Raw genomic sequence first — 26,159 nt, 5'->3', positions numbered from 1 at the left:
TTTAACCCATACTCAAAGACTCTTCAATTTTTTTAACTGCAAGGTGGTAGCTAGCCTTTAATGCACCCACACTTGTTCCCGTAATTTCAGAGATATCATCATACTTTAAATCATCGAAATATCTCATGTTAAAAACCAATCGCTGTTTCTCAGGTAATTTTAAAAGCGCCTTTTGCAGCTTCATTTGAATTTCATCACCATCAATATGATCGCCATGGCTCAGGGTGTTTTCCAATTCTTGGTAGACGTCATCCATTGAAACAGCCTGTCTTCGTTGTCTTTTCTTCAGGTGGTTCAATGCCTCATTTGTGGCAATCCTATAAATCCATGTAAAGAGTTGAGACGCTTCTCGAAAAGTATCCAGGTTCTTATAGACCTTGATGAAGACCTCCTGAACTACATCATCTGTATCATCATGCGAAATCAGAATTTTTCTCACATGCCAATAAACACGTTCTTGATACTCAGACACCAAGTTTTTGAAGGCAAAATCCTTGTTTGATGATACCCTAAAGGCCTGAAGTATTTCTTTGTCTTCCAATTGGTGTCTTACTTTCCTGATTTAGATGTCCATTTGATCAAATAGTTTAACCAATGGTTAGTTAAATATAGCCTTTCACTCAATAGTTGTCGTTTCCAGCGTTATTATAGAGTTGATTTACAACTTATTACTAATTTAGTACCAATAAAACTTACCAAGCTTATGGGTATTGAGGAAGATATTAAACAGGGTAAGAAATTTGACAACGTTTACGAGAAACTCGTGGTCAATATTATGTACACCAACGGCTGGATCGTTGATGAACAGACTAAAATCTTTAGGCCTTACGGTATTACCACTCCGCAGTATAATGTGCTTAGAATTTTAAGAGGCCAGTATCCCGATGCATGTACTGTGAATATGATCATTGATCGAATGTTAGATCGAATGTCTAATGCATCCCGGATTGTCGATCGCTTAGAGAATAAGCAATTGGTAGAACGAACGGTTTGCAAAACAGACCGAAGGGCTAAGGATGTTTTGATTACCGAAAAAGGCCTTGCTGTGCTTAATGAGGTGGATAATGCACTGCAGCTATGGATGAAACGTATGGAAGTCTTGACTAACTCCGAAGCTCACCAAATGAATGAATGCCTTGATAAATTGAGGAGTGTTTAACCCTTGATTACTCCATACTTCTTTAAAATTTCTATAACCTTGTCTAATGGAATTGCCTGAATAGTATGTCCATCATGACCAGTCATGGTTTCTGCTGCAAATAGAGAGTTGATAATGGCTTCTTCAGTTGCTTCAATTGTAGCCAGAAATACGGGTGACATTGCGTCATTCTTTAGAACATCACCTCTATCAAGTCGTTCTCTTGTCTGATAGGGGATACGCATACTTTCGGCTGTTGCGGTGGCTATCACATAATCTCCACTACCATTAGAGGCAATACCTCCCGTTTTGGCCAGTCCCATCATAGCACGTTTTGCAACGCGTTCCAGTTGTCTAGCATTAAGGGGTGCATCAGTTAGAACCACAATCATGCAGGACCCATCGCTTTTTTGAATTGCATTGCGGAAAGGGTATCGTTCTAGTTCCTTGCCTACTGGTGCACCGTTGATGCTGAGGACACCACCAAAATTAGTTTGAACCAAAACACCCACAGTATAACCGCCCAGTGATTCGGGAAGAAGACGAGAAGAGGTCCCGATACCCCCTTTAAATCCAAAGGCCACAGTGCCAGTTCCAGCTCCGACATTACCTTCGGTCACGACTCCATCTGTGGCACCAGTAATGGCCTCAATCACATCTTCCTCGGAAACATGCATCCCACGAATGTCATTTAGGTAGCCATCGTTTGTCTCTCCGACTATCGCATTTACGGAGCGAACATTCTCATTGCCTTTTAAACCCAGTGTGTATTTGACTGTGCCTTGAATACCCATAGGAACACTCAGTGTATTGGTGAGAATAATTGGAGTTTCTAAGTTTCCAAGTTCTTGCACCTGGCTAATTCCAGCGAGCTTTCCAAAGCCGTTGCCAATATAGATCGCTGCAGGAACCTTAGACTGAAAGATGTTTCCGCCATGTGATAGTATTGCGGTTACGCCTGTTCGAATATTTTCGCCTCTGATGAGCGTTTGATGACCGACTTTAACTCCTTTTACATCCGTAATGGCGTTCAAAGGCCCTGTTTTCATAACACCGAATTCAATGCCGTAGTCTCGGGCTCTTTTCTTTTCTTGTCCCAAAGATGAAAGTGTGATGAGAAGGGTTAAGCAGGAAATGAGTATTTTCATAGACCTAAATTACTTAAACGAGTGATTATCTTATCAATCTATGAAACAGTTCAACCTCCGTATCGACCGAATATTCATTAAATATGCGTTATAGGTTAAACTCGTGCCTTCTTTAAACTACGAAAACCAATAACTCATGAAGAAGATTTTAACTACATTTTTGATTGCAATAGTTACACTAGGAGTAGCTAATGCCCAATCTCCAGACCAAATCGCTGCCGATTATGTAAAGGCAATTGGCGGGGCTAAAGCATGGAAGGACGTAAAGACCCGCAAGTACACCATTACCCTTAACCAAGCTGGCTTTGATATACCAGGTTTCATAATTGGAGACAATAAAAACCGTGAAAGGTTTGAACTGGCATTTAATGGGATGAAAATGGTACAGGCCTCTGATGCAAGCACAGCCTGGACGATTAATCAGTTTCAGGGGATTAGTCAGCCCACCAAACTCCAAGGTGAACAGGCCGAATCCGCACTTGCAGCACAATTCTTGGATGAGTTTATTGATTATAAGAAAAGAGGGTATTCCTTAAGTTATGAGGGAGAAGCAGATCTTGAAGGTGTTTCATGTTATCTAGTCAAACTCACTAACAAGGACGGAAAAGAAACTACTCATTACTTTGACAAAACCAGTGGCCTGCAAATGGCTAAAAAGGAATTAGCCAACGGTCAGGAGGCGATGAGTATTTATTCTGATTACACGGAAATGAATGGTCTCAAAGTTCCCGCGAAAATCACCCAGAAAATGGGTGGGGTCACAGCCTTCAGTATTAGTATCCAAAAAATGGAATTGAATGTGCCTGTTAATGATGAAATGTTTGCCTTTCCTGACAAGTAAAGCAAAAAGATAAAGAGAGTAAAAGGTGCTTTTAAAGCGCTTTTTTTATGCCTCAGAAGCCGAATTGATTTTTTCTTGCTAAAAAGTGAACGCTGTTCAGTAATTTTACGTTACTTAGTGGCAATGGGAATTTCAGAACGTAAAGAACGAGAAAAGGAGGAACTACAGAAGTTAATTCTGGAGACCGCTACTCAACTCTTTATCGAGAAAGGGTTTGAAAAAACCAGTATGCGCAATATTGCAGAAGCCATTGAATACAGTGTGGGAACTATTTATCTCTACTATAAGGATAAGAGTGAGCTCTTTCATGCGATTCACAGTAAAGGGTTTCAAGAGTTTTTTAAATACCTCAGCAAAGTGATGGTGATAGAAGAGCCTATGGAACGGCTTGATCAGCTTGGTAGGCAGTATTTACGATTTGCAATCGAAAATCCAGGTTATTATGATCTAATGTTCATTATGCGAACTCCTATGGAGTCCTCCCAAAGTGAAAGTGATTGGGAAGAAGGAGATACAAGCCATAAGATCTTAACATCTACTGTCGCTGATTGTCTTAGAGCGGGTTATTTCAAAGGGTTGAAGCCAGAAGTTGTATCATTTATGATTTGGGCACAGGTACATGGCATATGTTCCATGATGGTAAGAGATCGAATGAGGTTCTATCCTGAGGATGACTGGGAAGATATGATGTTTAATGCCAAAGGCTCATTTATGCACTTAATCCGAAGAGTCTAAAAAAATTTTACTTTGAAATGAACAGTGTTTATTAAAAATACAATGTATATAGCAATGAAAAAAATCAGCTTACTATTTGTAATGATGTGTTTTTCCATACCGATATGGGCTCAAAGCCCAGTATTGGAAAAGTATGTCGAACAGGGTCTGAAGTCAAATCTGACACTTCAGCAATTGGGTTTTGATATAAGTACGAGGCAAGAGCAATTGAATCAAGCCAAAGCGCTTTTCTTGCCTCAACTTAGCTTTGAGGCTTCCTATTCAAGAGCTGAGGGAGGCAGGACGATCGACTTCCCAGTAGGAGACTTGCTGAACCCTGTCTACGATGCGTTGGATCGAATTAATGGATCAGATGTATTTCCGACTATCACTAATGTCAATGAGCAGTTGCTTCCGGACGACTTTCATGATACCAAGGTTCGGCTCATTCAACCCTTGTTTAATTCTGATATCAAGTACAATCGCCTTGCCCAAGAAAACTTAGTATTCATGGAAGAGGCCAGATCAGCAGCGTTTCGAAACGAGCTTACACATGATATAAGGTCTGCATATTTTAGACATCTGCAAACGCTTGAAGCCCTTAAAATTTATCAAGATTCTCAATTGGTCATAGAAGAGTTAGTTCGTGTGAATAAGCGGCTGGTAGCCAATGATAAGGCTACTTACGACATCATCTACAGCGCGGAGTCTGCATTGGCCGAAGTAGAAGCTAATGTGATCAGAGCCCAAAAAGATATTGATGTCACCAGGTCTTTCTTCAACTTTTTATTGAATAGGGACCTCTCTGATAGTATTGAGGTTGATGGGAACATCAAATCCGAGTTGTTGGTGCTAAGTTCTCTGAGCATGCTATCCGCAGATGCCTTTCAAGAACGACAGGAGTTTAAGCAGATAGAAGCTGCCATTGCAGCCAATCAAAACCTACTTGACCTAAATAAAAGTGCAACATACTTACCGAAAGTGAATCTCGTGATGGATGCGGGTTTTCAGGGTTTCGGATACACGTTCGACAGTGGACAGGACTATTGGTTGGCACAAGTGAGTATGTCTTGGAACATCTTTAAAGGAGGAGAGAAGAAATCCAGGGTCAGAGCTTCTCTGTTTGAGCTAGAGAAATTGACTAGTCAAAAGGAACAATTAAGGGACCAGGTAGAATTTGAAGTAATCACTGCTTTCAATGAATATAAAGCAGCCTTAGAGTCTATTAACGCGGCTACCAGGCGTACGGAAAGTGCTGAGAAGACCTTTAACATCATTCAGAAAAAGTACCGAGAGAATCAAGTCTTGCTGATCGAGTTTTATGAGGCCAGAGACGCCTTCACTCGTGCTCAGCTAAGCCAATCCATTACCACATACGATGCACTCATTAAGGCATCAGAACTCAAAAAAGTCATTTCGAAAAACTAATAAAGCATCATGAAAATTCATAAATCATTCTTGATAGTTGCAGTGCTGGGCATTGCATTTCAAGCTTGTAAGCCAAATTATCAGGAGCAATTGGCTTCGGTGAACACAGAAAGAACTACAAAAGTCAAAGTAATGCGACTGCAAAAAACAAATGCCCCAATACCCATTGAGGCTAGTGGAGTGCTTCAGTCAAAAGCACAGGCCGGCCTGTCATTTAAAGTAGGCGGTATTGTTGACCAAATATTAGTAGACGAGGGCGATGCCTTTAGAAAAGGACAAGTATTGGCCAGGTTGGAGCTTACCGAGATCAACGCCCGTGTATTGCAGGCAGAGGAAAACGTCAAGAAGCTATCGAGAGACAAGGACAGAGTATTAAGGTTGTATAAAGATACAGTCGCTACGCTAGAGCAATTAGAAAACATTACAACTGCCCTGGAAGTAGCACAAGCTGATCTTGATGTAGCTAGTTATAACAAGGCCTATGCTACCATTGTAGCTAAGGAAAATGGTAAAGTCCTTAAAAGAATGACCGAACGAGGAGAGCTTCTGGCAGCAGGACAACCAGTATTTCAAGTAGCCTTAAATGGAAGATCAAAATCGCATATCTTGAAAATTGGAGTGGCCGATCGTGATGTGGTAAAGGTACAATTGGGCGATTCTGCAAGGGTTCAATTAGACGCGTACCCAGGGCAATACTTCAAGGCTAATGTTACAGAAGTGGCAGAAGCAGCTGACCCTCGTACAGGTACTTTTGAACTCGAACTTACATTAAAATCAGAGACACATGTATTCAAAGATGGTTTCGTAGCCAAACTGAGACTATATCCTTCGAGCCAAGCGCCATATTACAAGATCCCTATGACTGCATTGGTGGAAGCGAATGAAGATGAGGCCACAATCTACATTCCTAAGGATCAATCGGTCGAACGGATGAAAGTCACCCCAATAGTGGTGGGAGATGATTACTTTATCATATCTGCTGATAACTCGATATCTATTGATCAGGTGGTCACCCAAGGGAGTGCATACGCTAAACCAGGTGAAATTGTGGAGATTTTAAAAGAGCAACCATGAGACTACCGAAACTTGCCATAGAGAATTATCAGTTTGTTATTATACTGATCGCTTTAGCCATATTCATGGGAGTATCTTCTTACACTTCTATGCCTAGAAGTGAAGACCCAAACCCCGATTTCCCTAATTATAGTATTGTGGCTATTCACCCTGGTGTAGGGCCTACAGATTTAGAAGAATTGGTAGTGAAACCTTTAGAAGATGCACTAGAGGAAGTCACAGATATCAAGAAAGTGGAAACTCGGATAGAAGAAGGGTTAGTGATCTTACGAGTAGAGGGGGAGTTTGGACTTGATACGGAAGCATTATATGATGAGATACTAAGAGAGATCAATAATATTCGAGACGACTTACCAGACGACCTCTTTAGCCTTGACATAGACCAATTTAGACCCAGACTTCAGGTGAAGGTGCTACAGTACGCCCTTGTTTCTGATGTTGCCAATTATGCCCAACTTAAGTCTCTGGCTGATGACTTTTCCTATCAGTTGGAAAAGATCAAAGGTGTTCAAAATGCAGAAGTAGAAGCATATCCTGAAGAAGAAATCAGAGTATCTATTGACTATCAGCGCATGGCGGCTCAGCATGTCAACCTAGGTGCTGTAATACAGATACTTCAAAGTCAGAACCTTAATATTCCTGGAGGCGATGTAAAATCAAGTGTAAAATCATTCAATATAAAGTCAAGTGGGGGAATCAAGACACTGGAAGAGATAAGGGATGTAGTTGTACATCAGAATGCTGAAAAGCTTGTTAAGCTGAGAGATATTGCCGAGGTCGGCATGGACTATGCAGATAATCTTTGGGTGGCAAGGTATATGGGAGAACAAGCTGTGTGGGTCAATTTGACACTTAAGGAAGGAGTCAACTTGGTAAATATTGCCGAACAGTTTGAAGAAGTAAAGCTCGAATTCGAGTCATTTCTTCCGGAGGAAGTAAGACTTGAAACGGCTTTTGAACAGGCTCCGGCTGTGAAAGCTCGGATTAATGATTTCTTCGTTAACCTGATTCAAGGTGTGGTATTGGTAGGTGTAGTGATCTTTCTATTTCTCGGTTTCAGGTCATCTACCATCATAATGGTGGTAATTCCATTGTCTATCATTATTGCTGTCGCGGCTCTTGATGCTAGCGGGTTTGCACTGCAACAGATATCGATTGCCGCACTTGTTATCGCCTTAGGCCTTTTGGTCGATAATGGCATTGTGGTGGTTGAGAATATTGTCCGTTTTCAGCAGGAGGGTTATACGTTGAAAGAGGCAGCTTTCAAAGGTACATCAGAAGTGGGCTATGCTATCATTAGTTCCACCATTACGACCCTTTTGGCTTTTGCCCCGCTTGCCTTGCTCAATTCAGGAGCAGGAGAGTTTTTGAGGTCACTACCCATCACAGTGATCCTAGTATTAGTGGCTTCCCTTATTCTGGCATTGACTTTTACGCCTATCATGGCGAGTAAAGTTCTCAAGAAAAAACGTAACAAACAGTTTAAATCAGGTCCCATTGGGCCGTTTTTAACAAAGGTCATCGATCGTATTTATCAGCCAATGCTCAAAGGCGCGGTGAAGCGATGGTATCTTGTTTTGCCAGGAGCTCTCTTGATTTTTCTCGGCAGTTTTTCACTGTTTCCTGCAATTGGGGTTAGTTTTTTTCCGAATGCAGACAAGCCGCTTCTACTTATTGAAGTAGATACTCCTGATGGATCTAACTTGGATCAGACGGATCGTGCAGTAGCATTTGTTGAATCAATTTTAGCTAATAATGATTTCGTAACTAGCTATTCAAGCAATACAGGGCACGGCAATCCACAGGTCTATTACAATCGAGTTCCGGAGAGCTACCAGAAAAATCACGCGCAAGTCTTAGTCAATTTTGAGGAGTGGGACCCTGAACGGTTTTACGGTACCCTCGCTACACTGAGAAGTCAGTTTACGCAATACCCTGATGCCTTAATTACATTTTCAGAACTTAAGAATGGGCCTCCATTTGAAGCTCCAATCGAAATAAAAATCATTGGTGAGGACTTAGATACGCTCAGAATCATAGCTGACGACCTAGAGGTTCTGATAAAGGAGACGGAGGGGACACTCAATGTTGATAACCCATTAAGTCAAAGTAGGACTGACCTAAAGGTGTCTATTAATAAAGACAAAACTGCGATGATAGGAGTGCCAGTGAGTGATGTCGATTTGGCTATTCGAGCCAGTATTGCAGGTCTGAAAGTTGATGACGTAACACTAGAAAACGGTGAAGAATATGATCTGGTAATAAGAATTCCTTTTGAGGAGGACCCTTCTATTAGTGACTTTGATAAAGTTTACCTGTCGACTAGAACAGGAGGAACCCTGCCATTGAAGCAAGTAGCAAATGTTCATTTCGAACCCGCGATTAATGAAATACAGCATTATAATTTTCAGCGCAATACAGCGGTGACAGCTGGAGTAGTAAATCCTGATGATGTGACAGCTATTACGCAGAATATCATTGAAAAACTGGAGTCCTATGATTGGCCAAGGGGCTATGAGTACCATGTGGCGGGAGAGTATGAATCTCAACAGGAAACATTCGGAGACCTTGGAACGCTCTTAATCATTGCTATGCTTGGAATATTTGCGGTCCTAGTTCTGCAGTTTCGTTCATTGGTTCAGCCCTTGGTGGTGTTCTCTGCGGTACCCTTGGCAATTACAGGTTCTTTGGTAGCCTTGTTCTTAACTGGTTGGTCCTTCTCATTCTTTGCCTTTGTAGGCTTCATCTCCTTAGTAGGTATAGTAGTTAACAACTCAATCATATTAGTGGACTACACTAACCAATTGAGGGGTGGAGGTATGACTAAATTAGATGCCATTTATCAGGCGACAGCTACAAGGTTTAAGCCTATTATTCTAACAACGGCAACAACCATTTTGGGGCTTTTGCCATTGACTATGCAAAGTAGCGGCCTATGGTCACCCTTGGGATGGACGATCATCGGAGGAATGGTTTCATCTACCTTATTGACATTGTTTATAGTTCCTATTCTATACAAACTGTTTGTAAGAGAGGATAAACCTGAATTGGCTTAAACGGAGGTCTCATCGGTTTCGAACTGATGAGGCCTTCACTTTATTCTCCATTGACGTCAAAGATGATCGTCTTCAGGAGTATGATTACAGGCCTCGGCTTTCGCAACATTTTGCTATCTTCCATTTCAACCTTGGAACGCGCTATGAAAAACAATGCGATTAAGCTCTCGCTTTATATTAACTACTTTGTCTTTGCTATTCTGCTGAATAGTGTTGGCATCGTCATACTCAAATCCCAGAATGTCTATGGTGTTGACGAAGTACAGGCCAGTGTACTAGAGGCATTCAAAGACTTACCGATCGCCATAGTCTCTTTTCTAATTGCTTCTTTCTTACCAAGAATAGGCTATAAGAAGGGAATGTTGGTTGCTTTGGCCCTTGTCTCACTGGCATGCATAGGTATGTACTTTGGTAATTCCTTTTGGACTGCCAAGTTGCTTTTTGCTACGGTGGGAGTAAGTTTCGCAATTATCAAGGTGTCGGTTTATTCAGTGATTGGCTTGGTTACTTCTGATTCTAAGGAACATGGCAGTCTTATGAGTAATATTGAGGGAGTATTCATGTTCGGAATTGCTTTGGCCTACTTCCTCTTTCCAGCATTTAATACCGAAAGTGATCCTAATGCTTGGCTCAATGTCTATTGGCTACTTGCAGGGCTCTCTATGCTTTCTTTTGTGTTTCTGCTCAGAGCGGATTTTCAGGAAGGAGATGAGGTACCGGGAGCTAATGTCGCTGAAGATTTCGTGCAAATGTTCAGGTTGATCGCTAAAGTTCTGGTAATCGTTTTTGTGGTCTCTGCTTTCCTATTCGTAATGATAGAACAGGGCATAATGACCTGGTTGCCTACTTTTAATGAAAGGGTACTGGATCTGCCAGAGAACGTGGCCATTATGATGGCGAGTATTCTGGCCATTAGTCTAGGTATTGGAAGAATATTGGCGGGTCAACTGGCAAAGAAATTTTCATGGGTATGGGTATTAACGGTATGCATTTTCGCCTCTATGGCTGTGGTACTGTTTGTATTGCCAAAGGCGGTTAACGCTGATATTGGGTTAGTAGAGACGCTGGCAGATGTACCTGCAATAGGTTATGCCTTTCCATTGGTGGGTCTTTTCATTGCACCAATTTATCCCTTATTAAATTCTGTAGTGCTGAGTGCCTTGCCTAAGAAGTTGCACAGCCCAATGTCTGGTTTGATTATCATTTTCTCGGCTTTAGGAGGAACTCTTGGTTCAAGAATTATTGGCATTTTGTTTAAAGAGCTAGGTGCTGATCAGGCCTTTACATATACTTTGATTCCAATGGCTCTTTTGTTAATAGCCTTGTTCTTTCTAAAGCGATTGACAGCCAAAGAGGTTATCAATAACTAAACCTCTCACAGAAATTGAGGTCCAATAGTGGGATTAATTGAATAAATTCCTTCTGATAAAATGAGTCCTATGAAAAAACTAATTAAAACCTCAGTAGCCTTTACAGTAGTATTGTTATTTAACACTGGTTTTGTTTCCAATAGAAGTGACTTAGTGCGTAATGACATCCAAGATCAAGATGGAATTGAAATTACTGGTAAGGTCAAGGAAATTATAGAAGCCAAGTGTATGGGGTGCCATAAACCCGATGCTAGAAATGAGAAAGCTAGAAAGAAACTACAGTGGGTTAAAGTGCCTGATATGAATAAAGAAGAGCAGGAACATCTAGTAGCAGAACTTTTTGAGGTACTTGAAGAAGGTAAAATGCCTCCTAAAAGAACAGTAGAAAGAAGGCCTCAAATGAAACTCACTGATGAAGAGACAAAGACGCTACTCGCTTGGGCTGAAAAAGAGGAGAAAAGGCTGAAAGGTCAGTAAACTTAGATTTCTCTAATCAAGTCCATTAGACCAGCGTTCTTGCCCTTAGGCCGAACTACCATCATTGGAATATCATTGTTGTACTGAATTAATTGCTCAGCACGACTACCAATAAATAGGGCTGTCGTAGAGGTACGTCCTTTTACACCAATGAAAATAGCACCAGGTTGATTGTCATGAGCAAAATCAATGATATCTGTAACAGGGTTGTCGTTGGTGTCTAGAGAGTAAACCACCTCTAAACTCACACCTTCATGATCAATTTCTGACATGAAACGTTTGTAATCCCTTGCCGCATTACTCTGCATTACCTCAGCGAACTCTTCGTAAGTTTTACCGGAGTAATGATATCCGCCTGGAACGGTATAAACATTTTGGCAGATGATTTTTACATCCTTGTATTTGCGAGCCACTTTTATCGCCTCTTCCATCGCAATTCGAGAGTGATTAGAGAAGTCACAAGGAACATGAAGAAGGCTAGTATTCGGTTCGGCACCTTCTGGAATAATGAATAATGAGCATGCTGCTCTTCTTGCCAATCTATTAGATAGAACACCGCCTCCAATGAAGTTTTTGTGTCTACCCATAATAATAAGGTCGATATCATTTTTCTCGACAAATCTCAATATGGCCTTTGAGGGAGCACCTTCTTTAATATGAACCTGACTTATATCTACTAACTTTTTAGGGAGAACGCTCTTGGCAAGCACCTCTATTTTGCTTTTCCTCTCAGCAATGGACTTTTCTTTGATTTCAGGAAATTCCTTCAATACTTCATCAGGAATTTTCATCTCACTGATACTATTGAAAAAATGGATTTCTTGGGTCTCGTTAGTAGTGGCAATAATTTCTAGAAACTTCAGAAGCGTTCTATCCGCATCTGAGGTATCCATTAAAACCATTATTTTTTCTCTTGAAGGCATAAGCTCAAAAAATTCTCTGCAAAATTAACACTTCTTTCGCATGACGAATTATTGGTTTCTTGAAAATAATGAAATCGTATTCTAAATAAGAATAGTTGTCGAATTAGATTGTCGCATTGATCACGTCAACCAATAATTCCATTTGTTCTTTTGAATGGGTAGGAAAGGAGGCAATTCTGATCTGTTTGCCCTTATAGTTGCCGTATCCATTGCCTAATACAAATCCTTTTTGATCCAGTTTCTCCAGGATTTCTGAAGACCCTTCCATTGTATTGGCAACCGTGACCGTTTTGGATCTTAGCTTTCGATCCGCTACAAAATGATTGAGCTTTGGATGGTTTTCGACAAGATGATTTAAAAGCGCTGCCTTGTATTTTGCCTCACGTTTGATTACATCTATCCCTTTTTCTAGCATATCTGAGGTCACTCGCGACAACAAGAATATGTTGAGCACGTTTGCGGTGAAAGTGGTTTGATTTTTCAGACCATTTTTCAACAAGTTAGGCAGTGCCTGATATGCTCCAATGGAATGACCTAAGGCCAGTTTTTTCTCAGCTTTTTGAATTGCCCTTGGGCTTACAATCCATACACCCAATCCTGCTGGCAAACCAAAGCACTTCTGCACCGAGAAATAGACGCTATCTACCTTGTTAAAGTCTAAATCTAATACCGGCAAGGCCGAGACACCATCGACTGCAATCAATGCCTCAGGGTGCCTTTCTCTAATTTTGTAGATATCTTCCTGCGGGAATGAAACGCCCGTACTGGTTTCGTTAAGCGCGAGGGTAATGAGTTCAGTATCGTCTGGAATCAATTCTGGATCCGTATTGGGTAATTCACCGAAAGGTGATTCGGATTTTTCGGCATTAATACCCCATTTTACAGCGAAGTCATAAAACCTGTTTGAGAATGCCCCAAGGCAATAGTGAAATGATTTTTCAATGACCAGGTTTTGCAGTTGTCGTTCCCAAATTTCAGTAGCCGAACTCAAAAAGAAAACTTGATAGTCCTCAGGTATATCCATTAAGGCTTTCAAGTTGTCAGAAGCCTCTTTGTAATAACTCTCAGCTTGCTTACTGCGATGATTGATTTCCATCACCTGAGCCCTGGTAGCTTGCTTCAGATGTTCTTCTACTGTGAAATAAAGTGCTGAAGGTCCAGGGGTGAAAAAAATCTTCTTAGGCATTTAACTCGGCTTCTTTAAGTATAGCAACGTGTCTTTCATAGTGCTTTTTCACAAATAGGAAAAAGTAGATCAACGGGAACAAAAGTATTACTCCCGAGACAAAAAACATATTGGCTAAGCCATAATATTCAGCAATGTAACCTAATGATATTGAGCCGGCTGCGATGCCTAAGTCGACAGCGGAGAAAAAGGTAGCGTTGGCGGCTCCTCTGCGTTCAAGAGGTACCATATTGAGTGCCATGGTCTGAACCGTAGGCATAATTACACCGTTGCCGATGCCGACTAAAACACCCACAGCCATGAACTGCCAAAACGTATCTACATAACTAAACCAGATAAGTCCAAGAACGGTAACCGCCAGACCAGCAAAGACGAGCATTGATGGACCGCGCTTATCCATGATTTTTCCCACAAAAATTCTCGCGAGCGCAACTCCAACGGCCATAAAAATAAAGAAAAGAGAGCCTTGTTCTATATTGAGTTCCTCACTGTATAAGAGTATGAATGAGAAGATGGCTGCATATGGGAATGCACCAGTAAACATCACTATGGCGATTCTATTGACTCGCTTATCGAACATCTTTGAAATACCGATTTTGGTTTCACCGGTTTTGATATTCGGAACCTTGATTAAGAACGCTAGTAGGAGAGCGGCTACAGCGAAGGCAAATGAAATCGTAAACAGATTGAAGAAGTTGTTTTGCCCCATGATTTGATCACCTGAGAATGGAGCCAGGGCTATTGCCAAAGTCATTGCCAAGCCAAAATACCCTATCCCTTCTGCTCTTCTGCTTTCTGGAATAAGGTCAGCAGCGATGGTACTCCCACCTGTGGTAATAATTCCCCAAGTGAAACCATGAAAGACACGAATAACCAATAGAATATAAAAGGTAAACGAGTAGTGATAAAGCCACATGAGTACTGTAAACAGTATCAGCGCGATCAAGTAAACAGCTCTTCGGCCATAGGCATCAAGGACGTACCCACAGAATGGACGTATGGCCAATGCTGATGCGGCATAAACCCCGATGATCCATCCGATTTGATTCTTTTTAGCTCCTAGGGCTACTTCAGCGTAAGTAGGTAGCGTAGGCAGTAAGAAGTAGAAGGCCGAAGCCATCAGGAAGTAGGAGGTGAAGTGCAAGATGTAATCTCGCGTCAGAATTTTGTCGGTTGATAAACTCAATGTGCCTTTTGATCTCCTAATTAAGCGTGCAAGCTAAGAAATTATATGCCAAATACCGATTTGTGCATTTATTCGATGAGACGCATCGACCACGAAAAATGTAACATTATTTATTGATAAAAAGCACTATTTGAAACCAAACACCTGTTATGTTTGTATGTAATTAACAGTTTTGACAAAGACTTCCCATTTGAGCTTAGACTAGTTTTCGAACTTTACAATTATAACTCAAATACCGGGTGAATCCCTCTCAAAACAAGGCCTCACCCCGACTTGTCGGGGCCTCGTTCTTCGGAAAAGGATAACAGTGGACTGTTGCGAGTCTAAAGGATAGCCCAAATCTTGTCTTACATAGAGGTTCGAAAGACCTTTAGGCTTAAAGTGGGATAATATAAAAGCCCCGATTTATCGGGGCTTTATTTTTTCCATCCCTTCAAAGTATTCCTCAATACTTCAATTACCTCATCCACATTGCTTTTGGAAAAACAAAGTGGAGGTTTAGACTTAATAACCGAGTCATAAGGGCCATCAGTACTGATGAGGATATGATTATCTCGGAATGTGTTTTTTATATGCTGAGCCAGTGCCGTGTGCGGTTCCAAAGTGCCTTCCTGAACAATCTCAATACCAGTGAACAAACCAGATCCACGCACGTCACCAATGATTGGGAACTCCTTTTGTAGCTGACGAAGGCATTCCATTTGATAGTTACCTACCATTCTGGCATTTTCTTGAAGTCCCTCTTCCTCAATAACGTCCAAAACTGCCTTTGCAATTTCACAGGATACCGGATTGCCACCAAAAGAACTGAAAAACTCCATGCCATTATCAAATGCATCTGCAATGGCATTAGTGGTTACCACTGCACCCATTGGATGTCCATTGGCAATGGGTTTGCCTAAGACTACGATGTCAGGAATTACTTCTTGCATATCATATCCCCAAAAATAATCTCCTAAACGGCCAAATCCTGTTTGTACTTCATCGCTGATGCAAACGCCTCCTTGACTTCTGATATAAGGGTAAATTTCTTTGAGGTAGTCTGGTGCCAAAGGAACCTGTCCTCCACAGCCTACAATGGGTTCGGAGATAAATGCGGCAACATCACCATTGGCTGACTTCAATTTCTCGATGAATTCTTTGGCATATAGGACACCGGTATTCTCTCCCTCTCCAAACTTGCTTCGGTAGACATTAGGGATAGAAGCCTCAATAATCTGATCGACTTTGCCCGAACCGCCAGAACCTCCATACTTGTAATGGCTAATGTCAATACCAAGTCGAGTGTTGCCATGGTAGCCATGTTCCATAACAGCTATAGCCTGCTTTTGAGTAAAGTTCTGAGCAAGCCGAATGGCAAGATCGCTGGCGGCACTACCAGAGTTAACAAAGAATACTTTGGATAATGTAGCCGGGAACTTCCCTAATAACTGCTCTGCATATTCTTGGAGGCTATCATATAGATATCTAGTATTGGTATTTAATTTTCCAATCTGTTGCTGAGCAGCTTCTACTACTACAGGATGTTGATGTCCGACATGAGGGATGTTATTGTAGGCATCTAGATAAGTATTTCCGTATCTGTCGAACATATATTGGAAAGCTGCACTTTCCATATAGATAGGTGTTTTGTAACTAACGGAAACGTTCGATCCGGTGACGCGCTTTCGTTTGGATAGCACCTCTTCGATTGGTTCGACTTTATCAATCTCAAACCCTGCCGCTCGAAGGAATTGGTTTTTGGCCTTAATTGGGTTGATTTTCACCCACTTTTCTAGCAAGTCCCAGGCTGGTTTTTCACTTATGGTGATATAGTCACTATTAGGTTGCTTTGTTTTTTCTTGTGCCGATTTGCAAACACTTGTAATTAGTCTCCCGGCAATCAGATAGTATAGAACTTCTAATTCCCTTCTCTCAAGAGGATATTTTTGGTGATACCCATTTGTGGTATACACTGCCCATGTCAATGGGTCTTCTTTGTCGAAAATGGCATAGGTGATGGTAATTGCTAACTCATTGATCAATTGAGTATAGACTGAGTCACCAAAGTCAATTATCCCGGTGACCCGATTGTCTTTGGTTAGGACATTCCAATCGTTACCATCGTTATGAATAACCGACTGTCTGAGTCGTGGGCGTACAGGAGCCACATTCAAATCCCATTGAATAAAAAAGTGCTTTACTAGCTTTCTCCGAGAAGGGTCCTTGATGTGCTCAATAAGCGATTTTATAAGCGACAGGTTTTGCAAATCCCATTCTAACCTTCGGCTTTCTATGCCTGGATTTCTAAATGATGCCAGTTTTAAATCTATCTCTGCCATAAAACTGCCGAGTGACTGAAATAACTCAGGTGTATGTTGCGCTTCGGCTAAGAAGGTGCCTTCTACAAACGAGAGTAGCCTAAGTATTTTATCATCGGCTGTTCGTGTTAGCAATTCATTATCCTGATTCTTTATCGGCCGTGAAACCTGATTGGCTGTAAGGTGGGTCAGACGATTAACAAACTCTGTTTCAGCAATAATTTCTGCTTCGGTTTGAGCAGAATAATCATACACTTTCAATACATATTTCCCTTGATCTGATGAGACCAAGTAGTTTTCACTTATATAACCTTCCATGGTCTTAAGTGAGCAGTTCGTTAGCCGATAGTGATCGAACAGGTCTTGCGTCATCAAAGGTGAAGTTAAAAAAGCTCGTAGTGATCTTGACAAAAAGGAGATAAAAAAAGCACGAACCTTTAGGGTCGTGCTTTTATCAGAAGTTTATGGTGACTATTCTCCTTTTTCGTAAAGGATTTCTCCATTGATAATAGTCATAGCCACTTTTGTGTCCAGAATTTCCATTTCAGGAATAGTCATAATGTTCTTATCGAATACAGTAAAATCAGCAGCTTTACCAACTTCAATCGATCCTTTGAAATCTTCTTCAAACTCACCAAAAGCAGCATCAATTGTAAATGATCTTAAGGCTTCGTCTCTTGACATAGATTGGTCAGGCTCAAAGCCTCCTTCAGGAAAGCCCTGAAGTGTTTTTCGGGCTACAGATGCAAAGAATGATGGTAGGGGATCAACTGGTTCAACTGGAGCATCGGTTCCGTTAATAATCTTAGCGCCTGATTGCAATAGCTTTTGCCATACATAAGCACCCTCTTCAATTCTGGCTTTTCCTAATCGGTCAATTGCCCAAGGTCTATCAGAACTCATATGCACGGCTTGCATAGCCGCAATCACGCCCATTTGACCAAAGCGAGGAATGTCATCCACATTCAAGTGTTGAGCATGCTCTATTCTAAACCTTACATCCTTTGGGTTGATGTTAGGGTACTTCTTAAATGAGGCTTCGTATCGATCCAGTATTTCACGGTTTGCTCTATCGCCAATAGCATGAGAACAAACCTGAAAACCTGTGGCCAAGGCCTTTTCTGAAACAGTATTTACCGTTTCCATGGGTAGAGTCTCGTGTCCATAATGGTCAGGACGATCAGTATACGCCTCTAACAACCAAGCACCTCTAGGGCCTAAGGCACCATCACAGTTGAGTTTGATCGAGCGCACAGTAACCATATGGTCAGGGTCAATCATTGGTCCTTTTTCATACCATTCTTCGAGCAACTCGGGTTGACGACCTGTAAGCATTACATACTGACGGACCTTTAGTTTTCCTTCTGCTTTGAACCTTTGCAATCTGTCAATGAAAGCCTGACCTGATCCTGCATCGTGAAAACTTGTAATTCCTTTTTCTAATAGCTCTTGGATAGCCATTTCTAGGGCTTGATCGGCACGCTCAGGTGTTTCTTGTGGTACCAGCTTACCAACAATCGAGGAGGCCCTTTCGGTGAAAACACCAGTCGGGTTGCCAAGCTTATCCTTAATAATTTCTCCACCTTCAACTTCGCCCGATAGGCTTTCAATGCTTAAACGGTTGATGCCGGCCATTTCCATAGCCTTGGCGTTTGCGAAGGTCGCATGTCCACTAGCATGGCGCAGATATACTGGGTTGTCAGGACTCACAGCACTCATCTTGTCATGAGTTTGGAAGCCTTTTTCCATTACGTCTGGTTTTTCTATCCATTTATCCTGATGCCATCCGCGTCCAGTAATCCATTGACCAGGTTCAGCTTTGGCTACAGCCTCAGCTACTTTTTCTACTAACTCGTCATATGTTTTGACATACATTAAGTCGAGCTCAAGCTTGTTATAACCAATTCCCATCAAATGGGCATGTGATTCAATGATGCCGGGTGTCATCGTCATTCCTGCTAGGTCTACAATCTTTGTATTTGACCCAGCCAGCTTGCTGATCTCATCGGTCGTTCCAACAGCCTCAATCATTCCATTAGTCACAGCCACTGCTTGGACTTTGGAATTGTCGTTGTCTACTGTGTAGACCTCGCCATTTATGAATATGGTATCGGGTCCAGTTTTGGGAGAGCAGGCCTGGGTAACTAAAAGCGCTGCCAGTGCAACTAAAGACAGAAGTTGCTTGAATTTATTGTTCATAGTCTAAGGTTTCAATTATGCTAAAAACTAGCATAATTCTAACTGGATCGCAACCGGAACTATGTCAATAAGTAGGAATAGACTTTTAACGGTGACTTAGTATAAGACTCTGAATTTGATCGTGTGTTCGATCTTCTTCAGTGCTTTTGCCAGGTCTTTGCCGTACTCCTTATCTATATCGGTAATCACATAGCCTATAGACTCATTGGTTTTCAGGTATTGCCCCACAATGTTGGCTTCATGTGCGGCCAAAACATTATTAATCTCCGCCAATACACCTGGTTTATTCTCATGAATGTGAATGAGTCTATGCGCATTTTCGAGAGGAGGCAGGGTGAGATTAGGGAAGTTAACACTAAGCGCAGTGTTGCCAGTGTTAATGTAATCCATGATTTTGCCTGGAACAAAGTCACCAATGTTCTCTTGGGCTTCTTGAGTACTGCCACCGATGTGTGGTGTTAAAATTGTGTTCGGTAATCCAATTAACTCAGAATTAAACGGATCATTATTACTCTTTGGTTCCTCAGGGAATACGTCTACACCAGTTCCTCTAACTTTCCCACTTGAGACAGCTTCCTTAAGGGCAGGGATATCCACCACAGGTCCTCTAGCAAGGTTTAGAAAGACGGCTCCATCTTTCATCATTTCGAAATGCTCTTTTCTGAAAATGTTCTTGTTTTCAGGTCTTCCATCGACATGTAGGGAAACTACATCAGCCAGTTCAAGAAGTTCCTGAAGGGAGTTACACTTTGTAGCATTCCCCAGTGCCAAACGTTCTTCAATGTCATAGTAGAAAACATTCATCCCGAGGTTCTCTGCCAGTACTGAAAGCTGTGCACCTATGTTGCCATAACCAATGATGCCAAGCTTCTTACCTCGGATTTCATAACTGCTATTGGCGGTTTTAGACCATTTGCCCTGATGCATATCCTTGCTCTTGTCAGGGATGCCACGCATTAGCATAATGATCTCCGCTATGGCAAGTTCTACGACAGATCTAGTATTACTGTATGGAGCGTTAAAAACTGCCACACCTTTATTTAATGCGGCCTCTAAGTCAATTTGGTTGGTGCCAATGCAGAAGGCACCAATTGCCATGAGTTTATCGGCATGATCAAGGACTTTTGCTGTGACTTGGGTCTTCGATCTAATACCGAGCACTCGAATACCCTTTATCTTTTCCGATAGTTCATCCTCATCTAATCCCGCTGGATAGCTTTCCACTGAAAACCCATCCTCTTTTAGTTTGGCTAAGGCTTTGGGGTGAACGCTCTCCAATAAGAGCATCTTGATTCGATTCTTTGGGTATGATAAAGCTCCACTCATATTATTATGGAATAGTATTTCGTCAAAACTAGGGGCTATATGATCAGCATGCGCCTTCACACTGTCCCGTTCGATATTTTCTGTATAGGCATAGAAAGTATTGGCGGCACCAGCTTTCCTTACCTCATAATCGGTGTAACCATCACCAATCATATGGACGTTTCCCTTAAGGCTTAGCTGCTCTATTTGTTTCACTTTCCCTCCATTGGAGGACAGTACATTTTCCCTATTAAAATCAATGATTGCACCGTTGTCATCGAAGATGAAGTCATTGGCAAAGACATGTTCAGGGCGTATACCGAGTTGCGTTACCACGGGTACGATAAATTCCTTGAATCCATTAGAAACAATGAAGGTATTGGCGGCATTGTGCTCAAAAAACGTCTGATTTCTTGAAATCGACTTTGACACCAATTTGCTCAAGCGCCTAACTAATTCATCCAAGTGAGACTGGTGTGCATCAAGAATATTGATCCTTGATTCTAGGGATTCTCTTAGAGACATTTCCCCAGCCATGCCCTTGTCAGTCACATCTTTGATCAACTGAAGGCGTTTGTCTTTTTCTGGATGGTTTTCTAATGAGATTTCACCAAGAATATCTAGGGCCTCAACCTTGGTGAATGTACTGTCAAAATCAATTACAAAATGCTGGACTTCCGATGTGGTCTGATTCATTGATCGTTCTGGCTAAAAATTGCCCGGCATTGGTTGCCAAAAACTCCTGCAACCCCTGCAGCAAGTCCGCCAACGACCCCTGTGACCAAAATTAGCACCAAGGCATTTCCTCCAAGACTAAGTAGTACTGCTACCTTTTTAGCTAAAATGAAGTCGTTCGCGCTGCTCAATAACCAGGCGTATATTATCCAAAATACGGCTATTGCTAAGAAGGGAACAAAGAATGCAGATGCTTTTCTTAAGCGAACGATTGCACTAGATATAAATGCTGCCAGCATGATAGACCACCAAGGTAAAAACAAGGAAAGCACCAGGGCGAGAACTATAGTAAGAATAAAGTTTGATAGTGCGCTTTTCATTGTTTCGGTGTTAAAGTTTGTGAGAACATGATTCCACTCGTATTAGACTCGTCTTGCATGAAGAGAATTTCCAAATACTCTCCATTGGCCCATGTGTCGACAAAATTGTCATAGTATTTACTGCCAGGGTTGCCCGATTGCCCACCAGGGTATATGCCTAGAGCTTTTGGTGGGTCTGACATCTCGACTATCATTCGCCAGGAGGGCCCATGATTTCGACTTGTCGCATTGACAATTCCACTGTTCCCTCCAATTGGTAAATTGAACCTTGAGAATGCCGGTAAGGCCTGAAGAATATGACCTACATAAGTAGACTTGTAGTCACCCCAGTTAAAACCTTCATTATTTTCTTTCCAGTTCTTAATGTCTTTGGCAGCTTCTTTAAAACTTAAAAGGAAAAGATCGTTTGCAGTTTCAACTTTATCCGTTTCCATAATGTCCATAAACTTATCCTCAGGGTTGTTCTTCAGCAAATAAATGGTTTGATAGGCAAAGGGGTAGGGCATGTCGACATCATCTTCTGCGAGCTCATCCCAGACCATATTTCTGATTCTTATCCACCAGCGTTCCCAAATTGTCGCGCCATTTTTGTCAATGTCATTGTAATAGTTCCAGCTAGATACTTCACCGAATAGCTTTTCTTCCTCAGGGCTGAGTTGAGTGATGTCAATGTTTGCTATCATATGTGGCAATAGTTCGGCTGCCTTCAAATTGTAATTGTTGTTGTGAAGGTCCTTGAAGTCTTGCACGTCAAACTTTTCTCTTGACCTGAAAAAGTCATTGATTACTCGATTTCTATAAGCCTCATATCCATCATTGAAAACATAATAAGGGTATGAAGCATCAGTGGGATGCTGATTGGCAGAGCTGACAAAGCCTCTCTTAGGGTTTTTGATATGCGCATTGTGTTCTTGGGGGATAAAGGCTCTCCAGTCATGATCGGGATTGTTCCCGTCTAATAGAAATTTCCCTTGACCTTTCCACTTGTTGGGGAATTTACCTTGAACCCAAAGTGCTATATCTCCTTCTCGAGATGAGAAAATGAAATTCTGCGCTGGCGCAACGAAATGCTTAAGTGCCGACTTATACTCGTCATAATTCTTGGCTTTATTTAGTTCAAGCAGTGTCTGCTGATTATTACCGCCAAGATGCCCCGCCCATTTCATGGCATAACCGATCAGCTCTTTATTTCCAGAAAAGCTGGCATCATAAGTCACTGGGCCATGATGTGTATAAACAACTGTATCGTAATAAGTTTCTCCGCCTCGCACTATGATTTCCTCAATCTTTTTATCCGTATTTGCCCAAGCATCTCGGTGTCGATATCTGTCTCTTGATTCGTCTTCAAAATTGATTTTGTACCAATCTTTTACATCACGAGTAGCATTGGTTACCCCCCAAGAGATGTCGTTGTTAAACCCAATGACTATGCCTGCCGCTCCAGGAAGAGTTACTCCGAAGGTGTTTTTTTCTGGTGTCGCGAGTTGCATGGCATACCAGATGGATGGAAGGTTGAGTCCCAAATGAGGATCATTGGCCAAGATGGGATTGCCAGAATACGATTTGTCTGGTCCAACCGCCCAGTTATTGCTTCCATTGTCAGGATGTGGTTTGGGTAACAGGCCAGAGACATATTCTTTTGGTAGCTCACCCTCTGGTACTTCAGGCACTTCAACTTCCCCAAAATCCTCCCAATTTCTTTCAGAGGGTATCACAGGATCATTGACATCATAAAAGTCTGGAAAGAATAGGTCAAACCTTTCTTGACCGTACTTCTTAAGAAAATTGGTGTATTCCAAATCAGATTCACCCCCAGCCAACATGTCTGTCATATACATAAGCAGTAAGGCCGTCTTCTTCAATGTCCATGGTTCAGGCTGGTAGTCCAGTAGCTTGTATTCAAGTGGGTAGTCGGCAGGAGAGAGGTTTTCTATATAGCTATTGACTCCATCTCTATAAGCTTCAAGGTTTTTGACTAGCTCTGGAAACTCTTGCATCGTTTTGAGGGCATTTTCAGCACCGAAAACCATCCCTTTTCTTCGTTGCCCACGATCAAAATCCAAAGCAGCACTGCCTACAATCTCAGATAAGCGCCCAGCTGAAGCATGTGTTTGAAACTCCAATTGCCAGAGTCTGTGCTGTGCCGTTATATATCCTTGAGCCCGATAGAGGTCCCGATCATTTTGAGCAAATACGTGAGGAATAAGTGCTTGATCATAATGAACATTAACAGGCTGAGAAAGCCCTTCAAGATTTTGTAGGTCTTGAAAGCCCTCAGTTGATGTCTCATTTTGCCAAACCCCAGTATAAGGATTTAGGAATTTACCGATAGGAGGGATGGATCCAAACTTGTTGTCCATGCCATAGAAAATGGCAATAGTCAACACTAAGGATAATATGAATTTAAATTGCTTCATGGTCTGAGAAAGAGATACAGTCGTTAATATAATAAATTCGGCAGCGACACATTATGAAGATATCCTATTGTCTGTTATTGGGTCAAACTGGAATTTCCTTTTACTTTTGTTTAAATCATAATATGAAGGACATCTCGCCTGAAATTCTTGAAAAGGCAAAGCGAATTAAGCTAATCATCTTTGATGTTGATGGTGTACTGACAGATGGGGGTATTATCTATGATAATGCTGGTCAGGAGTACAAAAGGTTCAATGTAAAGGACGGACAAATCATCAAGTACCTGAGAGAATTCAATATCCTCACAGGAGTAATCACTGGCCGTGATTCACAAGTGGTCAGAAATCGATGTAATGAACTCAAGATTGATTTCCATCATCATGGAATCGAAAACAAGGTTGACGTATTCAAGAAAGTACTTGACGAGTTCAAGTTGTCAAAGGATGAGGTGGCCTATGTTGGTGACGACATCAACGATCTACCAATCTTAGTTAACTGTGGATTAAGTACCACACCAGCCGATGGTCATAATGCAGTAAAGAAATATGTTGATCATATCACAAAAGTGGAGGGCGGTAAAGGAGTCTTAAGAGAATTGGCGGACCTTGTGCTCTACAGTCAAGGCTATTATGATCAAATAATCAATGACTTAACAAGCAATGGAGATTTTTAAGGAAGGCTTTCAGATAACAGACAAAATATCACTTGGCAAAGGTAAAATGGTCTTGTTCTCAGGGCCATGCGCAATCGAGAGTTATGACGTATGCGCAAGGGTTGCGGAAAGCCTTAAAGAAACTTGTGAACGGCTGGATATTCAGTATATATTTAAGGCATCATTTGACAAAGCCAACCGAACTTCAGTAAATTCATACAGATCAGTAGGGTTGGACGAAGGGTTAAGCGTACTAGACAGGATTAGACGCGAATTTGACCTTCCAATAGTCACCGACATTCACGAGCCTAATCAGGCAAAACCTGTGAGTGACGTGGCGCAAGCATTGCAAATTCCGGCTTATTTATGCAGACAAACGGATTTATTGGTAGCAGCAGGAGAGACAGGTAAAACAGTGAAAATTAAACGTGGACAGTTTATGGCGCCAGAAGACATGCAGTATGCAGTCAACAAGGTCAAGTCTACAGGAAATGACAAGGTTTGCCTAACAGAAAGAGGGGCTTCTTTTGGTTACCACAATTTGGTTGTTGATATGAGAGCACTGCCAACTATGAGACAATATGCTCCCGTAATTTTTGATGTCACGCATAGCGTTCAGCAACCAGGTGGTGCTGGTGGAAGTTCTGGAGGTCAAAAAGAGTTTGCCCCGTACTTGGCTAGAGCGGCTGGCGCAGCAGGAGTTGATGGGTTCTTTATCGAGACGCACCCTGATCCAAAAGTTGCTTTAAGTGACGGACCAAATATGATTCCTCTGCATAAGATGAATGATTTTCTAACAATGAGTATGCAAGCCTTTGAACTAGGCCAAAAAGCTCAAAACTCAGTTGAATGACAAAGAAAAAATCTGAACTAAAATTAGTAGTCGGTTTCCTATTTATCCTTTTTCTAGCAAGTGGCTGTATTCCTAATGAAAAAGTGCTATACCTTCAGAATAAAGAATTAAACCCAAAATTAGTGAACGATTCATTAATCGCACTTAAAAGAATAGACTATAGGTTGCAACCAAATGATATTTTATTGATCAACTTTTATAGTGGCGTTGAAGAGGCTGTTGAAAAGTACTACCCAATTTTTGCTCGCCCAAACTCAGGTATAAATGCTCAGGGCAATAATGGAGCAGGAGCAGGAGGAGGTCTCGATCCTTATTTAACAGGTTATAATGTAGATAAGGAAGGTAATATTGAAATTAACGCTCTTGGCAGGGTTAAAGCCTCAGGATTGACTACTTCAGAATTGAAATATGAAATTGAGCGACAAATAAGAGAAAAAGATGGTGTTACAGATATTTTAGTGGGTGTAAAGTTGAGCGGTATTCCTTATACGATTTATGGAGAGGTAAATGGTGTTGGACCAAACCTGATTCGGCAGTATGAAGTGAATCTTCTTGAAGCTATCGCGGCTTCCGGAGACCTTACAATTAATGCAGATAGAAGTCATGTGAGTATCCTACGCCAATATCCAGAAGGGATTAGAATTCATGAGATTGATGTGACTGGAAGAGAGTTTATTAATACAGAATACTTTTTCATTCAACCCGATGATATTATCTATGTACCACCCCTGAAAATAAGAGAGTTAGGGACTGGAGAGACAGCACTCCAGACTTTCGCGACTATCATTAGTGTGATATCAGGTACTGCTGTTATCATTGGAGTCTTGACGCGATAACAG

Annotated in this window: 21 protein-coding genes; 11 read left to right on the top strand and 10 right to left on the bottom strand. The window is 41.6% G+C overall.

Translation table 11 applies throughout. The features are described from left to right. Position 1: 1 nt before the first annotated feature. Complete coding sequence (locus BFP97_RS09125; RefSeq protein WP_069842119.1) at positions 2 to 541, bottom strand: RNA polymerase sigma factor; 540 nt, start codon at positions 539 to 541, stop codon at positions 2 to 4. 162 nt (positions 542 to 703) lie between these two features. Between BFP97_RS09125 and BFP97_RS09120 the strand changes: the two genes are divergently transcribed. Further along, positions 704 to 1,159 (top strand): MarR family winged helix-turn-helix transcriptional regulator, encoded by a 456-nt coding sequence (locus BFP97_RS09120; RefSeq protein ID WP_069842118.1) that lies wholly within the window; start codon positions 704 to 706, stop codon positions 1,157 to 1,159. On the opposite strand, the gene BFP97_RS09115 is transcribed toward BFP97_RS09120, so the two are convergent. Next, complete coding sequence (locus BFP97_RS09115; RefSeq protein ID WP_069842117.1) at positions 1,156 to 2,286, bottom strand: P1 family peptidase; 1,131 nt, start codon at positions 2,284 to 2,286, stop codon at positions 1,156 to 1,158. The genes BFP97_RS09120 and BFP97_RS09115 overlap by 4 nt on opposite strands. Before the next feature lie 136 nt (positions 2,287 to 2,422). Between BFP97_RS09115 and BFP97_RS09110 the strand changes: the two genes are divergently transcribed. From BFP97_RS09110 to BFP97_RS09080, 7 genes are all read left to right on the top strand, one after another. Continuing rightward, positions 2,423 to 3,127: a LolA family protein gene (locus tag BFP97_RS09110; protein ID WP_069842116.1), complete on the top strand. Its 705-nt coding sequence runs from the start codon at positions 2,423 to 2,425 to the stop codon at positions 3,125 to 3,127. Positions 3,128 to 3,250: 123 nt separating this feature from the next. Beyond that, a complete protein-coding gene (locus BFP97_RS09105) occupies positions 3,251 to 3,862 on the top strand; it encodes a TetR/AcrR family transcriptional regulator (protein ID WP_069842115.1) in 612 nt (203 codons plus the stop codon). 54 nt (positions 3,863 to 3,916) lie between these two features. Next, entirely contained in the window at positions 3,917 to 5,269 is a 1,353-nt protein-coding gene (locus BFP97_RS09100) for a TolC family protein (protein ID WP_069844259.1), read from the top strand. Between the two features lie 9 nt (positions 5,270 to 5,278). After that, positions 5,279 to 6,343 carry an efflux RND transporter periplasmic adaptor subunit gene (locus BFP97_RS09095; RefSeq protein ID WP_069842114.1) on the top strand — a complete coding sequence of 355 codons (1,065 nt, stop codon included), beginning with the start codon at positions 5,279 to 5,281 and terminating at the stop codon, positions 6,341 to 6,343. Next, positions 6,340 to 9,399: an efflux RND transporter permease subunit gene (locus tag BFP97_RS09090; RefSeq protein ID WP_069842113.1), complete on the top strand. Its 3,060-nt coding sequence runs from the start codon at positions 6,340 to 6,342 to the stop codon at positions 9,397 to 9,399. Before BFP97_RS09095 ends, BFP97_RS09090 begins: the two co-directional genes overlap by 4 nt. Positions 9,400 to 9,461: 62 nt before the next feature. After that, entirely contained in the window at positions 9,462 to 10,769 is a 1,308-nt protein-coding gene (locus tag BFP97_RS09085; RefSeq protein WP_255399422.1) for an MFS transporter, read from the top strand. A 69-nt stretch (positions 10,770 to 10,838) separates the two neighbouring features. Beyond that, complete coding sequence (locus BFP97_RS09080) at positions 10,839 to 11,246, top strand: heme-binding domain-containing protein (RefSeq protein WP_170827438.1); 408 nt, start codon at positions 10,839 to 10,841, stop codon at positions 11,244 to 11,246. Between the two features lie 2 nt (positions 11,247 to 11,248). Here the strand turns inward: BFP97_RS09080 and BFP97_RS09075 are convergent, their stop codons facing one another. The 8 genes from BFP97_RS09075 to BFP97_RS09040 form a co-directional block, all read right to left on the bottom strand. Further along, on the bottom strand, positions 11,249 to 12,148 hold the full coding sequence (locus BFP97_RS09075; RefSeq protein ID WP_255399554.1) for a universal stress protein: 900 nt from the start codon (positions 12,146 to 12,148) through the stop codon (positions 11,249 to 11,251). Positions 12,149 to 12,272: 124 nt separating this feature from the next. Beyond that, complete coding sequence (locus BFP97_RS09070; RefSeq protein ID WP_069842110.1) at positions 12,273 to 13,355, bottom strand: aminotransferase class V-fold PLP-dependent enzyme; 1,083 nt, start codon at positions 13,353 to 13,355, stop codon at positions 12,273 to 12,275. Then, positions 13,348 to 14,541 (bottom strand): MFS transporter, encoded by a 1,194-nt coding sequence (locus tag BFP97_RS09065; protein ID WP_069842109.1) that lies wholly within the window; start codon positions 14,539 to 14,541, stop codon positions 13,348 to 13,350. Before BFP97_RS09065 ends, BFP97_RS09070 begins: the two co-directional genes overlap by 8 nt. Before the next feature lie 416 nt (positions 14,542 to 14,957). Continuing rightward, positions 14,958 to 17,213 (bottom strand): aminotransferase class III-fold pyridoxal phosphate-dependent enzyme, encoded by a 2,256-nt coding sequence (locus tag BFP97_RS09060; RefSeq protein ID WP_069842108.1) that lies wholly within the window; start codon positions 17,211 to 17,213, stop codon positions 14,958 to 14,960. 99 nt (positions 17,214 to 17,312) lie between these two features. Then, positions 17,313 to 19,040 carry an amidohydrolase gene (locus BFP97_RS09055; protein ID WP_069842107.1) on the bottom strand — a complete coding sequence of 576 codons (1,728 nt, stop codon included), beginning with the start codon at positions 19,038 to 19,040 and terminating at the stop codon, positions 17,313 to 17,315. A 96-nt stretch (positions 19,041 to 19,136) separates the two neighbouring features. After that, a complete protein-coding gene (gene serA, locus BFP97_RS09050; protein WP_069842106.1) occupies positions 19,137 to 21,041 on the bottom strand; it encodes a phosphoglycerate dehydrogenase in 1,905 nt (634 codons plus the stop codon). Continuing rightward, entirely contained in the window at positions 21,038 to 21,400 is a 363-nt protein-coding gene (locus BFP97_RS09045; protein WP_069842105.1) for a hypothetical protein, read from the bottom strand. The genes serA and BFP97_RS09045 overlap by 4 nt, the downstream gene beginning before the upstream one ends. Next, positions 21,397 to 23,817, bottom strand: coding sequence for a penicillin acylase family protein (locus BFP97_RS09040; RefSeq protein ID WP_069842104.1), 2,421 nt, complete (start codon positions 23,815 to 23,817; stop codon positions 21,397 to 21,399). Before BFP97_RS09040 ends, BFP97_RS09045 begins: the two co-directional genes overlap by 4 nt. A gap of 122 nt (positions 23,818 to 23,939) precedes the next feature. Here BFP97_RS09040 and BFP97_RS09035 point away from each other — a divergent pair, with 122 nt between their 5' ends. The 3 genes from BFP97_RS09035 to BFP97_RS09025 are packed head-to-tail and all read left to right on the top strand — an operon-like array spanning position 23,940 to position 26,156. After that, complete coding sequence (locus BFP97_RS09035; RefSeq protein ID WP_069842103.1) at positions 23,940 to 24,488, top strand: KdsC family phosphatase; 549 nt, start codon at positions 23,940 to 23,942, stop codon at positions 24,486 to 24,488. Then, a complete protein-coding gene (gene kdsA / locus BFP97_RS09030; RefSeq protein ID WP_069842102.1) occupies positions 24,475 to 25,320 on the top strand; it encodes a 3-deoxy-8-phosphooctulonate synthase in 846 nt (281 codons plus the stop codon). Before BFP97_RS09035 ends, kdsA begins: the two co-directional genes overlap by 14 nt. Next, complete coding sequence (locus BFP97_RS09025; RefSeq protein WP_069842101.1) at positions 25,317 to 26,156, top strand: polysaccharide biosynthesis/export family protein; 840 nt, start codon at positions 25,317 to 25,319, stop codon at positions 26,154 to 26,156. The genes kdsA and BFP97_RS09025 overlap by 4 nt, the downstream gene beginning before the upstream one ends. The last annotated feature ends 3 nt before the right edge of the window (positions 26,157 to 26,159 follow it).

The sequence above is a fragment of the Roseivirga sp. 4D4 genome (genome assembly GCF_001747095.1).
Classification (GTDB): domain Bacteria; phylum Bacteroidota; class Bacteroidia; order Cytophagales; family Cyclobacteriaceae; genus Roseivirga.
The sequence above is the reverse complement of the archived record's forward strand: the minus strand, read 5'-3'. Positions and strand labels throughout refer to the sequence as shown.